Origin of the sequence: Pararhizobium sp. LjRoot255 (genome assembly GCF_964252905.1) — a bacterium.
Classification (GTDB): domain Bacteria; phylum Pseudomonadota; class Alphaproteobacteria; order Rhizobiales; family Rhizobiaceae; genus Pararhizobium.
Map to the genome: position 1 here is coordinate 992,443 of NZ_CAXUPQ020000002.1, position 13,700 is coordinate 1,006,142.

12 protein-coding genes and 2 pseudogenes are annotated in these 13,700 nt (G+C 59.4%); 4 read left to right on the forward strand and 10 right to left on the reverse strand.

Going from position 1 to position 13,700, the window contains the following annotated elements; all coding sequences use genetic code 11:
- Positions 1–26 precede the first annotated feature (26 nt).
- Positions 27–1,039: pseudogene (locus tag ACSQ2W_RS23750) on the reverse strand (metallophosphoesterase); the annotation flags it as partial.
- Between the two features lie 334 nt (positions 1,040–1,373).
- Here ACSQ2W_RS23750 and ACSQ2W_RS23755 point away from each other — a divergent pair.
- Positions 1,374–1,853 carry a hypothetical protein gene (locus ACSQ2W_RS23755; RefSeq protein WP_436088595.1) on the forward strand — a complete coding sequence of 160 codons (480 nt, stop codon included), beginning with the start codon at positions 1,374–1,376 and terminating at the stop codon, positions 1,851–1,853.
- Positions 1,854–2,130: 277 nt separating this feature from the next.
- Here the strand turns inward: ACSQ2W_RS23755 and pcaF are convergent, their stop codons facing one another.
- From pcaF to ACSQ2W_RS23770, 3 genes are read right to left on the reverse strand one after another with little or no spacing between them, the layout of a single operon-like run.
- Positions 2,131–3,333 (reverse strand): 3-oxoadipyl-CoA thiolase, encoded by a 1,203-nt coding sequence (gene pcaF / locus ACSQ2W_RS23760; protein WP_436088596.1) that lies wholly within the window; start codon positions 3,331–3,333, stop codon positions 2,131–2,133.
- Positions 3,333–4,115 carry a CoA-transferase subunit beta gene (locus ACSQ2W_RS23765; protein WP_436083871.1) on the reverse strand — a complete coding sequence of 261 codons (783 nt, stop codon included), beginning with the start codon at positions 4,113–4,115 and terminating at the stop codon, positions 3,333–3,335. The genes pcaF and ACSQ2W_RS23765 overlap by 1 nt, the downstream gene beginning before the upstream one ends.
- 10 nt (positions 4,116–4,125) lie before the next feature.
- Positions 4,126–4,974 (reverse strand): CoA transferase subunit A, encoded by an 849-nt coding sequence (locus tag ACSQ2W_RS23770; protein ID WP_436088597.1) that lies wholly within the window; start codon positions 4,972–4,974, stop codon positions 4,126–4,128.
- A gap of 134 nt (positions 4,975–5,108) precedes the next feature.
- On the opposite strand from ACSQ2W_RS23770, the gene ACSQ2W_RS23775 reads away from it, so the two are divergent.
- Together ACSQ2W_RS23775 and ACSQ2W_RS23780 are read left to right on the forward strand one after the other, a co-directional pair.
- On the forward strand, positions 5,109–5,864 hold the full coding sequence (locus tag ACSQ2W_RS23775) for an IclR family transcriptional regulator domain-containing protein (RefSeq protein WP_436088598.1): 756 nt from the start codon (positions 5,109–5,111) through the stop codon (positions 5,862–5,864).
- A 104-nt stretch (positions 5,865–5,968) separates the two neighbouring features.
- A pseudogene (locus ACSQ2W_RS23780) lies at positions 5,969–6,157 on the forward strand (hypothetical protein); the annotation flags it as partial.
- A 109-nt stretch (positions 6,158–6,266) separates the two neighbouring features.
- Here the strand turns inward: ACSQ2W_RS23780 and ACSQ2W_RS23785 are convergent.
- Complete coding sequence (locus ACSQ2W_RS23785) at positions 6,267–7,775, reverse strand: S10 family peptidase (protein WP_436088599.1); 1,509 nt, start codon at positions 7,773–7,775, stop codon at positions 6,267–6,269.
- Positions 7,776–8,451: 676 nt separating this feature from the next.
- On the opposite strand from ACSQ2W_RS23785, the gene ACSQ2W_RS23790 reads away from it, so the two are divergent.
- Entirely contained in the window at positions 8,452–9,333 is an 882-nt protein-coding gene (locus ACSQ2W_RS23790) for a Hint domain-containing protein (protein WP_436088600.1), read from the forward strand.
- 79 nt (positions 9,334–9,412) lie between these two features.
- Here ACSQ2W_RS23790 and ACSQ2W_RS23795 read toward each other — a convergent pair whose 3' ends face one another.
- From ACSQ2W_RS23795 to ACSQ2W_RS23815, 5 genes are all read right to left on the reverse strand, one after another.
- Positions 9,413–10,135: a hypothetical protein gene (locus ACSQ2W_RS23795; RefSeq protein ID WP_436083866.1), complete on the reverse strand. Its 723-nt coding sequence runs from the start codon at positions 10,133–10,135 to the stop codon at positions 9,413–9,415.
- Positions 10,136–10,224: 89 nt separating this feature from the next.
- Positions 10,225–11,586, reverse strand: coding sequence for an NAD(P)-binding protein (locus tag ACSQ2W_RS23800; RefSeq protein WP_436088601.1), 1,362 nt, complete (start codon positions 11,584–11,586; stop codon positions 10,225–10,227).
- A 111-nt stretch (positions 11,587–11,697) separates the two neighbouring features.
- Positions 11,698–12,813, reverse strand: coding sequence for a nucleotidyltransferase family protein (locus tag ACSQ2W_RS23805; protein WP_436088602.1), 1,116 nt, complete (start codon positions 12,811–12,813; stop codon positions 11,698–11,700).
- A gap of 21 nt (positions 12,814–12,834) precedes the next feature.
- On the reverse strand, positions 12,835–13,251 hold the full coding sequence (locus tag ACSQ2W_RS23810) for a hypothetical protein (RefSeq protein WP_436088603.1): 417 nt from the start codon (positions 13,249–13,251) through the stop codon (positions 12,835–12,837).
- Between the two features lie 140 nt (positions 13,252–13,391).
- On the reverse strand, positions 13,392–13,673 hold the full coding sequence (locus ACSQ2W_RS23815; protein WP_436083862.1) for a hypothetical protein: 282 nt from the start codon (positions 13,671–13,673) through the stop codon (positions 13,392–13,394).
- Positions 13,674–13,700 lie beyond the last annotated feature (27 nt).

Here is a 13,700-nt window from a genome sequence, read left to right on the forward strand (position 1 = left end):
GATGTTGCAGACAGGTAGCTTGCAAATCACTTCGTTTTCGCGCGGAAGGTGATTCTGGTCAGTTCCGATGGCACGCCGAGCCTTAACGCGAATCCAGGCCACAGGGCTGTTCCGTTGTTTACGTACAACGTCATGGCTCCGATTTGGTATCGACCCGAAACAAAGCCTCCATTGGCGCGCGCGATCAAGCGGTCGAGGCCGAGAACCATGCCACCATGTGTATGCCCCGACAGCTGAATCGCCACACCAGAGGCGGCCGCTTTTTCGGCCATCATCGGCTGGTGATCGAGCAATAGGATAGGGGTGTTCGCAGGAGCTCCCTTGATTGCCGCCGCGAGGTCCGGCGGTGGAGCGCTGTGCCCGCGGGCGGACACGTCGGTCACACCCGCCAGTACGATCTCGGCATTGCCTCTCCTGAGGACTAGTGGCTGTTAGACAGCATCCGCATGCCCAACATCTCGAGGTGGCGCATCCATTCTTGGTAATCGAAAAAATATTCGTGGTTCCCCGGAATTGCGTAGACACCGTCACGTGCCCTCAATCCCCAAAGCGGCGCGATATCGTCTTTGCGGTGAGCCACGTCACCGTCGATGAAGTCCCCGGTGATGACGATCAGGTCCGCATCGAGCGCATTGGTCCTCGATACGACCTCTTTAGTCCATGCGGCTGGGAACAGACGGCTGATGTGAAGGTCGGTCGGCTGAATCAGCCGATAGCCATCAAATTCGGGAGACAATCCAGCGATGGCAATTTCTATGTCGTTTAGCGGTGGCACTCTGATTGCCTGGTTGACACCGTACGCTGACAGGCCAAGGGCCAAAACTCCGATGGCATATCGCAGACCTGCCGGGGCAGAGGGGAAGCCTCCCTTGAATGGGATGATCGCGAGTGAGACCACATCTAGCGCAATCTGAAACACCGCTAGCAACACGATCGCGCCGAAAAGGACATTGAAAGCAATGACCAAAGGGCGCGGAAACTCTGGGTCGAAGACCGAGCCGGAAGAGAGGCGACTAACCAGATGAAATTGCGAGGCTAAGCGATGACAAGGCAACGAGGTTAAACATCGACGGTTCCTTCATTTCCGCAATTATAAGTTCGGAAAATTGGGAGTGGCATTCCATTTTGTTTTGTTTCGGTGTCCTACGACGCCTTCGAACGGGCTGACCGATTGGGCGCATTGGCAGTTCAAATATCTTTCCACACGGGTCGGGCTTGTGAGCGACAAATATATGGGACATTGGATCCCGCCTAACTAACCCGGTCAAACTTTAACGAGTGAAGCGGCACCCGCAACAAAACTAAACAAAACCAAACACAATCTTGCACTGGTAAAGGCTAGATTTTCTTCATCTCCGTATGAGGAACTCGCCATGTTTATAGAAGCCGTTCGCCCCAAGAAAATTCTTGTATTTCTGCCCCAGGCGGCGGCCGATGTGATTGTCACAAAACTGGCTGAGCGGGGGCATGAGTCCGTCGCAGTGTCGACGGTTCCGGAGGCTTTTGATGCACTCGGTTCGGATCATTGTTCCTTCGCCATAACGACGCGACCGGAGATCGATCTGCTGCGCAGCATCCGCGCGATACCAGTGGTCAATCTTGAGATTTTCTTCTACGCAGAGCCTTCCGGCGATGGTCCATTGATAACCTCAAAACGGTTCGACGGCAGCGCATTCATGAAACGGATCGAGTTTCTTGTTCAGCCTACGGCTACAAGAGCTGAACCGGCCGGCGTCGAGAAGGCAAAGAATGAAGGGATACGAGAATGCAGAGCGCCCCGATGGTGGACCGCGGCAAAGGTTATGTTGGGTTTGCCGCGCCACCGAGAAGGCTTGAGGGATCGTCGATCCTAAGAGGCTTCTTAAAGTCCCGGCGACTGCCCGCTCTCCAAGCTGACGGCGCCCTAATGGCCCCTAGTCGCCTTTAGGTAGGCCGTCGAGCGGAACGGAAAACGAATGAACCGGAGCCAGGCTGGCGGCTTAGCAAGTGCGCCTGCGCGCGAGCCATTCCGCAGCCTTCCGCGCATGGATACCCAAAATCTCACATTAAGTGCCAAGTCTCAAATTAACTGCCGGGCTATCTTGTTGAAATTCTTGCAGGCAGCGTCTTGCGATTAAGTGCAAAACGACATCAGACGCGCTCCAGCGCGACCGCGATGCCCTGCCCTACCCCGATGCACATGGTCGATAGCGAATAACGGCCGCCCGTCAGCTTCAGGTCGAGCGCCGCTGTGCCGGTGATCCGGGCGCCGGACATACCGAGCGGATGGCCAAGCGCAATAGCGCCGCCGTTGCGGTTGACGCGCGGATCGTCGTCGCAGATGCCAAGTTCACGTAGCACGGCCAGACCCTGGGACGCGAAAGCTTCGTTGAGTTCGATGACATCGAAGTCCCTCGCCTCCAGCCCAAGCCGCGCCATCAGTTTTCGCGACGCCGGAACCGGGCCGATACCCATGATGCGTGGCGGCACGCCGGCGGCAGCGCCACCCATGACGCGGGCGATCGGCGCCAGGCCATGTTTCTTCACTGCGGCTTCCGAAGCGATGATCAGTGCGGCAGCGCCGTCATTGACGCCGGAGGCGTTACCTGCCGTCACCGAGCCGCCTTCGCGGAAGGGTGCCCTGAGCTTGGCGAGCGTCTCGATCGTGGTAGCGCGCGGGTGCTCGTCTTTTTCGACCACGATCGGCTCACCCTTGCGTTGTGGAATCGCGACGGAGGTAATTTCCTGCTCCAGCCGCCCGTTTTCCTGTGCGGCGGCAGCCCTGTTCTGGGAGCGGACGGCAAAGGCGTCCTGATCCTCGCGGCTGACTTTGTAGTCCACGGCAACGTTCTCGCCGGTCTCCGGCATGGAATCCACGCCGTATTGCTTCTTCATCAACGGATTGACGAGGCGCCACCCGATGGTCGTGTCGTGGATTTCGGCTGAGCGGGAGAAGGCGCTTTCGGCCTTGGGTAGAACGAAGGGCGCCCGCGACATGCTTTCGACGCCGCCGGCGATCATTAGTTCCGCCTCACCGGAACGAATGGCTCGGGCGGCGGTGATCACTGCATCCATGCCCGAGCCGCAGAGCCGGTTGATCGTCGTGCCGGAGACCGCGAGCGGCAGGCCGGCCAGTAGTAGCGACATGCGCGCGACATTGCGATTGTCCTCGCCCGCCTGGTTGGCGCAGCCAAGGATGACGTCATCGAGGGCCTGCCAATCAACAGAAGTATTGCGCGCCATCAGAGCCCGCAGCGGGATAGCCCCGAGATCATCGGCCCGAACGGAAGACAATGCACCGCCGAACCGACCAATCGGCGTTCGGATATAGTCGCAGATGTAAGCGTCAGCCATTACGCAGCCTCCTTGTCGCCCTGATGGGCCTTTTTCGTGCGTGCGTTAATGTCGCGCAGCGTCTTCAGCTCGATCTCGGTCGGCACGGGCGTCTCGATCACCGTTTCGGCGAATTTGATCGACCAGCCGCAATTGTCGATGATCTGTTCGCGTGCGACGCCCTGATGAATCGATACGACGGCCAATTCCTTGGTGACCGGATCCGGCTCCAGAATGCAGAGATCTGTGACGACGCGTGTCGGACCCTTCGTCTTCATGCCGAGCCGTTCGCGGTGGTTACCGCCCTCGCCATGGCCCATGGAGGTAATAAAGGGCAACGTCTCGACGAAGCCGCGCTTTGAAAGCGCCATCGTGATAAAGACCTGGCCGCAATTGCTGGCAATCTCCGGCGCACCGCCGCCGCCGGGCAGGCGGACCTTCGGACGCGCATACGGGCCGACGACCGTGGTATTGAGGTTGGCGAACCTGTCGATCTGGGCGCCGCCGAGGAAGCCGGTGGTGATGCGGCCACCCTGCAGCCAATAGCGAAACATCTCGGGCACCGAGACGGTGAAGAGGGCGGTTTCACACAACTCGCCGTCGCCGATCGACAGCGGCAGCACGTCCGGTCTGGTGCCAACCGTACCGCTTTCGTAGATCAGTGTGATATCGGGCGCGTGGGTGAGGCGAGCGACGTTGCAGGCGGCGGAGGGCGCGCCGATACCGACGAAGCAGACGTCGTCATTCGTGAGCGCGCGGGCAGCGGCGATGGTCATCATTTCGGTGGGGGTGAAATCGGTCATTGTCGTCTCCTCACGCAGCTTTCTTTGCATGCTTGGCAAAGTCTTGCGGACCAGCCTTCATGACGTTTTCCTCAATCCATTTCTGGAAGCTGTCGCGATCGCGGGCGATCTCATCCCAGGCGATGTAAAATGCGTTGGACCGCGGATAATAGCCCTGTGCATAGGACGGGAAGGCGCCGCCGGGTACCTCGACAACGGTCGTGATTGCCCAAGACGGCAGGACGACGGAATTGGGCGAGGGTGGGGCAAGCTCGTCGACGATTTCCTCCACCGTGACGATCGAGCGCTTGGCGCCAAGTACCGCTTCCTTTTGAACGCCGACAATTCCCTCCAGCAGCACATTGCCCTTCCGGTCGGCTCGCAAGGCGTGGATGATCGTCACGTCCGGGCGGATGGCGGGAACGGCGGCCAGGATTTCGCCGGTGAAAGGGCAGGTAATCTGCTTGATGTTCGGGTTTACCTTGGGCAGGTCGGCGCCAATATAGCCGCGCAGGATCGCGAAGGGCAGGTTGGCCGCGCCTGCCTCGTAAGCGTTGGCCATCGCCGCATGACTGTGTTCTTCGATCTCCAGCGGTCGCGGCCATTGGTTCTCGACGGCGTCGCGAAAACGATGCAGTGAGCCGACGCCGGGATTTCCGCCCCAGGAAAACTTTATGCCGCGCGCAGCGCCCGCGCCGATCAGCTGGTCATAGAGAATGTCCGGCGTCATGCGGATCAGGAAGAGATCCTTCTTGCTCTGCCGGATCATCTCATGCCCGGCGGCGTATGGGATCAGGTGGGTGAAGCCCTCCATGGCGACCGTATCGCCGTCTTTCACGTTTTCGGAAATGGCTTCCGCCAGCGAAGTCAATCGCGCCAAGGCATTTTCCTCCTCAATGGATTTAGGTCGCCGTAAATAAGCGCTCAAATCTGGTGACCGTCAAATATTTTGTGCGTTATTTGACATTTGTTCGTATATCGCACATAATCGACTCGGCTTTTAAGGAGCGGGATATGCGGGAATCGGACTTTGTCAGTGGTTTTGCGCGAGGGCTGAAGGTCATCGAGGCTTTCGGCGAGACGCGGCCAAGGCTCAGCATTGCCGACGCTGCCAAGCTAACGGATCTTGACCGGGCGACGGTGCGGCGCTGTCTGCTGACGCTCGCTGATCTCGGTTACGCCGACTATGACGGCAAGTTCTTTACGCTGACGCCGAAGGTTCTGCGGCTTGGACACGCGTATCTGTCCGCCACGCCATTGCCTCTGTTGATCCAACCCTATCTCGACCAACTCTCGGAAAAAGCGGGACAAAGTGCTTCGGCTTCTGTCCTGGATGGAACGGAAGTCGTTTATATCGCGCGCGCGTCGCAGAAGCGCGTCATGTCGATAAATTTGTCGCCGGGCTCTCGCTTGCCGGCCTATTGCGCCTCGATGGGACGTGTGCTTTTGGCGGCACTGGCCGAGGCAGAGGCGCGCAATGTTCTCGAACGCTCTGACCTCAAGGCCAACACGCCGCTAACCAAGACCGATCCGGATGTGTTGATGGAGGAGTTTCGCCGCATCCGCGCCGAGGGTTATGCCGTGATTGACCAGGAGCTGGAACTCGGCCTCTGCTCGATCGCCGTGCCAATCGAAAACGATCGCGGCCGGGTGGTCGCCGCCATCAATATCGGAGCACCCGCCGCCCATGTGCCCGCTGCCGAGATGGCTGCACGTTATCTGCCCATGTTGACTGAGACACGGAAAGCGCTGCGGCTGGTGCTGCGCTAAGCGATCCGCTGTAGGGTCCTGAAATCCCCGTTAACCTGAGGTCACCGCCGTGGATCCCACCGACTTGAGCGCCGAAAACAGAGCTTGATCTTGTCCCTGCATGTGGTGGCCAGATCAATACGGCCGGCGGCCATCGACGCGACCTGACGCGGCGAGCGGAGAACGGCGAGTTTTCGCTCGGACCGATGATCTTGGCGCTGATGCCGCCAACGGTCATCCGCTTGGCAGGGCCGGCGGCAGTCCGGCCTACCTTGTCAGCCGATCAGACGGAGATACGCGCTGAGCGCGGGTGACCATGCAGCCGACGGAAACGAAAATTCGTGCTTATTGCGGAACCCCACGCTACTAGCGCGGTTCGACTCTGAGCCCAAGCCAACCCGCTCAAGTGATTTCGACTCACAGTTATTTCCACACAGTCTCGTAAAAGCGGCGTGTGTTCTGCGAAAATGCAGCCCGCGATGCCGGTGCCGTATAGAACATATGTCCGCCCCGATACAGATCGAGCTTCACACGTCCCGCGCCCAGAGACGACGGCAAATGGTCGAGAACATATTTGCTGAAGCCATAGGGTGTCAGCGTGTCGCTGTATCCATGCGATACCATCACCCGAAACTGAGGGATCACTGATAAGAGGTCGCGAATATTGGTTGCCGCAGACGCGGTAACGCGGCTATCAGAACCCCGGCCGCTGTTCCATTCCCAGCGGTGGTTCACATCCTCGTTCAAGAGCGTGTAGGTCATATCCGTTTTGAAGCCGAGTTCGTCGCGCGCGTAAGCGACGAAGGCAGCGCCGTAGGCCCGGGTATAACCGTCAAGGACCGGATCATCATTCCGGCTTGTGGCCGCGTCGGGATAGGCGTCGACAACAGAATGCGCTGCGTCATAGGGACTGATGACCCTGCCCGCGCCAGCTGACTGCTTTGCGTAAATGTCACCGATGAAGCCGCGCGTTCGCGAAACCTCCTGCTGCGGGATACCCGTAAGTGCCGAGACGCGCGCATACAGCGCATCAGCGGAAGCCCCCCTGGGGGAAGGACCTGCGAGCGAGACAAGATAGTCGGACATGGCAAACCGTTCGGCCTCTTCCACGAGGGTCGGATCGAACGCATTTTTCCGTTCAAGAGCTGCAGCGGCGAGCGATGGCAAGCGCAGAGCAGCGGTTAGTGGATCCTCATCGGCGCCCCACAGAAACCGGCCCTCGATCATCGGTGAGATCATGATGATGCCTGAGACAAGAATTCCCTGCGTGTCTTTCAAAGCCGAAGCAACCTTTGCGACGCGAAATCCGCCATAACTTTCACCTACAAGATATTTCGGCGACGGGAGCCGACCGTTCTTCTGCGTGTACAACGCGACTATCTTGGCAAGGCTTTCGGCGTCCTGACGAACCCCATGGAAACTTTTGGCATCCTCATTGCTGGCGGCGCGGCTCCAGCCAGTCCCGACTGGATCGATCAAGACGAGGTCGGTAAAGGCGAGCCAACTGTCCGGATTATCCGTGAGCAATGGTCGCGTTCCATCGTCCTGACGTGGACCGAACTCAAGTATGCGTGGACCGACCAGCCCTAGGTGAAGATACGCCGAAGCGGCGCCCGGGCCACCGTTGAAGACGAAGGTGAGGGGCCGGTCGATCGGCCGGTCGTTCGCAACATAGGCTGTGTAGAAGATTTTGGCTGAGCGCTCACCATTCTGCCCGAACACGTCGAGCGTGCCCATCGTTGCACTATAAGGCAGCGTCTTGATACCAAACCTCAAACTATGCTCCGTAACGGAGTCCGGCGGAATAAGGCTGAAAATCCCGCTCTGCGCGTCTTGCCGCTGTGGCCGGTCGCGCTGCTTCTGTGCCGGTGCGGATGTGACCAGAAGCGCAAGCAATAGCGCGACGATGTGTGTGACGTGAAACGCGCGCAAGGGGGTAGCTCCTCCGTGGCCGGGCCGTCCAGAGGAATGTAGTGCGGCTGCTGGCGTTCGGCGAAGTCAACTCGTTTTGATCGGCTTCGACTACAGAAACCCGTCGGGTGAGGGGCAGGTGGCATCGCACGCTTGAAAACGCGGGTGCGGGAAGCGGCTGCCCGGAGCGGCGAGAGCCCGTAAAGACTTGTTCCCGCCGAACCTGAGCATTATCGAACATTTTTGTTGCCTCGACATGCCGTGCGGTTTCGTCCGAATATGGCGGCGTTATAACTGCTCAATATGCCTGCGCTCCTGCAAGGCTTCGCTTCGTTTCCCGCACCAACTGCGGTTGCGCGCTGCCACGCTTGACGCCAGGGGGAGGCGACGATCGGGCGGCCATTGCGAGTCTTGGAAGAGGCAAGAGCCGGGTGCCACGAAGCCTCGTCAGCGCTGTGCAGTCAGGATGCAATCACAGCCTCAGCGAAAACGCCGGTCGTCTCCACCACCCGACCTTGCGATGGTAGAGTACAATTCCTCCATCAAAAGGTCTGCGGCCCCCTCCGGCGCCTACGCCCTATAGCGCGCGCGAGTTACGGCGCATGCACGAAAAGGGCGATATCCTGATACGGCGTTCTGATGCAAAATCGACGCGTGTTTCCTGGACCGGCTTAAAAAACCTAATGAGGAGAGCAAGATGCCCGGCAATGAACCAAATATGCAGCTCAATCGGGCACGCCGTCACTCCCTCGGGTTGGCGGCCGCAACGAGTGCCAGGATTGCGGCGATGGGTACGCTTGCGGCGGCGGCAATGTTTCCGTCTTCGACCGAGGCCAGGGGAAGGAAATGGTGGAAACACGACGGCAAGCCCCATAGCCAGCCCGGAGGCAAATCCCATGGCCAGTCCGGGGGCAATGGCCAGTCCGGGGGCAGCCCGATGTGCTTCCTGCGCGGCACCGCCATCCTGACCCCGACGGGCGAGGTCTGCATTGAGGATCTTCAGATCGGTGATCGCGTTGAAACGGTGCGAGGCGAAGCCCTGGCGGTCAAATGGATCGGTCGCCATCTTTACAAGCGAAGCGGATCATCCTGGAATGACAGCGTCGTGCCGATCCGCATTTCGCGACACGCTCTTGACCATCAGACGCCCCACCGGGATCTCTATCTCTCTGCCGGTCACGCCCTGTTCATCGATGGTGTGCTCATCCGGGTGAAGGACCTGGTCAATGGGATCTCGATTGCGCCTGCCCTTCCGGAAAACCAGGAGATGATCGAATATTTCCACATTGTGCTCGATACCCATGAAGTGGTCCTGGCCGAGGGGCTTGCCGCCGAGACGTTCCTGCTCCAGTCCTATAACCACGAGGATTTCACCAACTTCGTCGAATTCGTGCGCCTCTATCCTGCCGATCAGACCACTGTCATGACGCCTTTCGCCCCCATCGTCGGCCTCGATTCCGGCCGAGAGCACCTGAAGGCGCTTCTGCCCCAGGGGGTCCGTCGCGCTTTTCAGATGCGTGAACTAATTCATGACATCTACGAAAGAATCGCCACACGCGCCCGGCAACAAATCCGCTGAGATCAGCAACCGCTATGCGTCAGCGGCGAAGCGGACGGCGTCTCGGATTTTTGATGCGGCGCCACTGCTGGGATTTATGCTATCGAGAGAGCAGCCTTTGCTTGCTCTGCAAGGAAGTCCTGGTTGGACTGCCTCTCCCGCGGTAAGTTGCGTTGTCAACGTGATGGACAATGCAGTCGACTATGTCGGTATCCCGCGTGTTTTCGTCTTGTGGAACGACGAGCCAACCCCGTTCGCGGGCCATGTGAAGCAAGAGCTGTTGGATCGTCGATTGATAGGCGCAGTAAGCTTCGCAGGGATCGCCGCAATAACCGTCCCAGCGGCCGATCTCGGTCTCTTTGAAGGCTGTGCGGCGACGCCATGATACGTGCGGGTCGATCTCCAACAGGACGACCAAATCGGGCTCGGCAGCCTGTGCGAACAACCTGAAAAGCTGAGTGAGTTCGATCCGCGCCCTGCAATGCGCCTTGGCAACGACGCGGTAATGCGACCCGTCCATCACCGTGACGCGGTCGCCGGAGCTTTGCTCCCGATGAAGTACCTGACCCACCGCGGAGAACCAGGAGGCAAGTAGGAACAGATAGAAATGCGTGCCAAGCAAGTCTTGCGCCGGTTCTCCCCGTTCCGGCCAGATAATCTCCCGCAGCAGCCCAAGCCGGCTGTCGGCAAAGTCATCCCCCAACGATATATCACTCTTGTTTAGATACCGAGCATCATACCCTCGGTCATTCAGATAGGGAGCGAGCTTTCGCGCAATGTGGGTTTTGCCCGCCCCGTCAATTCCTTCAATAGCTACCAGCATTTTCCGTCCTTGCTGATGATCGCCCGTGGCGCCGGCTTCAGCAGCCGGCCCATCTACGGGGTGTTCAAAATGGCTGCCAGTTCCTGATGCTACTGCGCCGCGGCCACCCGCCATTCGCCCGGTGCCGTCATGTCCTGCTTTTCGCGCAGATGAGCCGCGATGGCCGTTCCCACATAATATCCGCTCACGAGGGCCGGTACGAGCCCGCGGAACCGACCGACGACGTCGCCGCAATACCAAATGCGTCCGCAGTAATCTCGCAGACCCGCGTCGATGGCCGGAAAAGCGCCGACGCCCTCCACCGCCGGAAACAGGCAGACTGCCTCCGGCGTTGCCATGTCGGGAAACCGCTGGATGATCTTGCGCGCGCTCTCGGCGAGGATTCGGTAGAGTTCGGAAGGCAGCTGGGCGGCAACGTCGCCGCGGCGAAACTGTTGCTGCGGGAACCAGGGGCGACGAGCCGGCTCCGGATCGCGTTCGTTCGGTGCGGATGCGCCCCCAAGGAACTCGGCCAGCGGTTGCCATGTCGCCGGCACATCGTCCCCGAGCTGATGCCGCAGCTCCGCCCAGATCTGCCGGCCTTTGTCGAGGTTATCTCCCGTGAACCGCGCCAATAGCCCGAAATTGGAGTATCCGCTCGGCGGTCCGTCCGAGCGGCCGGAAAGCGCGGCGACATTGCCGTAGGGGATCATCCAGACTTCACCATCGCGGCAGGTGCAAAAAGTCCGCACCTCGGCTTCGGTTGCGTCCAGGATGTATTTGACGTCGGGCCGCTTCACCACCTCCAGGAAACCGACTCCGTTTGGATGTTCGATACGAATGCCGAACTCGTATCGCAAGTCGGTCATCTCCGGCGCTGGCAGCATGTCCGGCAGCGCCTGCGGACCAAAGCGTCCGGTTGCGATCGCAAGGTGATCGAAGGTGTCCTCTGCAATGGTTCCATCCGCTCCGCGGCTGCGCACCAAATAGCCGGCGGGCGAGGGGAGGATCGATTCCACACGCGTATTGGCGCGGATCCTTTCGCGAAACTCATGGCTCATGGCCGCAATCAGCGCGTTGCGTTGTTCAAGCGAGCCGTAGGTTGATAGATAAGGCTTCGAAACCATGCTTTCACCTTCACCGGAAAAGCCGGGGACAGCTTCATCGATCAAGGGGGGAGCTGATATACCGACCTCGGTCAGTTGGCACTGGATCGCGCCATAGGCTTGATGAAGGCGGGCGGAGTTCTCCAGATTGTAAAGGTGCGTGCCGGAGGGAAAGAAGCTGAACTTGCCGTCCGAAAAAAGCCCGGCCCCGCCAATTCCGCTGCCCAGTTGGGCTGCCGCGTCGTGCCTGCGTTCGGCAAGCGTGGGACCGGCCTCGAAGAGAACAAATTCGATTCCCTGTCTGGCGAGCGCCTGACCAGTCGCAAGGCCAGCTGGCCCCCCTCCGATGATAGCCACGCATTCCATTATTTTCTCCTCATGAGGATGGGCATTGCGCTGCCATGCGGCGGCGTGTCCATGCCCGCTGTGATTGAAGTGTAAAAGGTGTTGCCTGCGAAACGGCTGCTGACGCTGCGGTTAGGCGAGTTGCAAGTCGCTTACGACGGTTCGCGATAGTAGTTTCGGGATGATATCTCCGAAGTCAGCCGGATCCGGCTGTCGTTGTGGATCCGGCATTAGCAGAGCCAGGACCTTTAAGGGCACCGGCGCGTCGAATAGACGCCGCACCTGCTCCAAAACGTAGAAGATTGCCGCCGAGAAACCGTATTTTGTCGCGACGGCAAGCAGTTCAACCCAATCAATGTCTGCGGGGTGGAGACGCAGCAGCGCGTCAATATCCCCTAGCATCTGCAATTTTAGCGTGCCATGCTGATAGGCTTCAAAATAGATGCGGGCCGCGCTGAACCAGAGGGCGGCAGTGAGCGATTGGCAAGGCACATCGTGGCCGAGCAGCTTGAGCGCGCGTGCGTGGCGCCAGACGTCAATCTCGTCCATGCCGGCCCCGAGATTGAAATGGATGTCGACGAACACCGGCATCCTTACCGATCCATCCACTTGAACGAAGGATTTGATCTGCCGCATTCTCCATTCCGGCGCGATCAGGCTCGTATCGAAACTCGGCCGTATCACCTCGACCTTGGTGACCGAATGAAGCGCGTATTTGTGCTCCAAGGTTTCGGGCGTGATCTTGCGGAACATGTGCGTGAAAACACCGTCGGCCGGATTAAAGACGCCGTGCTTGTACCCGAGCCGGTAGAGTTCCTTCTGCACCCGCCGGACATCCGCCGTGCGTACCATGATGTCCAGATCCTGCATGGGCCGCCACGCCGGGTCAGGATAGAGTAAGGCGGACAACAATGGCCCCTTGAACAAATAGTGCTCCAGGCCGCAGGCGCGGAAATGGCCCAGAAGTTCACCAAGCTGACGGAACTGCACTTCGCTCCGCGCCTTGGACAATTGCGACCACGTGTGAATGTAGCTGATGACCCAAGCCGGCGTCCGGGAGATCAGGCCCAGTCGACCGAGGTGGAAGCCGCACAGTGACAGCGTCTGATAGCTTTCCGCGCGCCATAGTACAAAGGACCAATCCAGGTCCGGATCGACGATTTGTAGCAGGCGTTGATCGTCGGAGGGCGTCAGACACGGCCTGCAAGTCAGCAGGAGAAAGGTCTCCTCGCGGGACAGTTGAACCATCGTTTCTCTCCCTGGGTACTCTTAGGTTTTGATCTCGGCTCTCTTTGGCCTGGCGGCATCGTTCGCCTCGCCCTTCGTGAATGGCACTTCGAGCCCCGGGCCGACTGCGACGGTCGCTGACAATAGTTCCCGATAACGCCCCACTTGCCGGTCGAACTCGCCGAGGTCCTTGTCGAAGCCCTGACCGAAGATATCCGCCAGCGTGGCGTCCTCCTGTTCATCGGCCTCGCCTCCCGCCTGAACGGTCATCCTGACGGCGTGGGATGCCAGAAGGCTGTAGGGAAACATCATCGGCAGTCCCGGCGTAGCTGCGCCGCCGGGGCCGATATTGGCGGCAATATCCTGCATAATCGGAACCGCCAGTGTGCCCGCCAGCGTAATTACAAACTTGCCGCCGTTCTCTTCTACCGAATATCCAAAAAGCAAGGAGTCACTCATCTCATTCTCTCCGAACAAGTCGTTCCTCCAGAGATCGAAGCGGCTGCCGAGAGGCAGGTTGCCTGTGGCAAGGCAACCGTCCTCCGCCGCCGAATGAATCCAGTGGGAACAGGGTCCTAAGCAAGGGTGGACCGGTCCGCCTAAGCGGTTCGGTGGATCGCGTAAGACTTGCGCCGGATGCTCTGCCCGCGCTTCCAGAGATAAATTTCCTGCCGCGCCAGAGCCAAGGCTCCGCGACCCGTCTTCAGCAAGTTCCAGTATTTCTTTTTGTTGCCAGCCGTCTGGTGCTTCTTGGCCAACGCGAAGCAGCTTCTGGCCAGACGCACATGTTTTCCGGCCGGCGAGGACCAGAAACCGCTGCTGGGTTTGGTCGACGATGTTGCACGCGCTGCTTGAAGGAAGGGGTTTTTTGCGTATGCCATTTGCATTCCTCCTCTTGGTTGCATTTA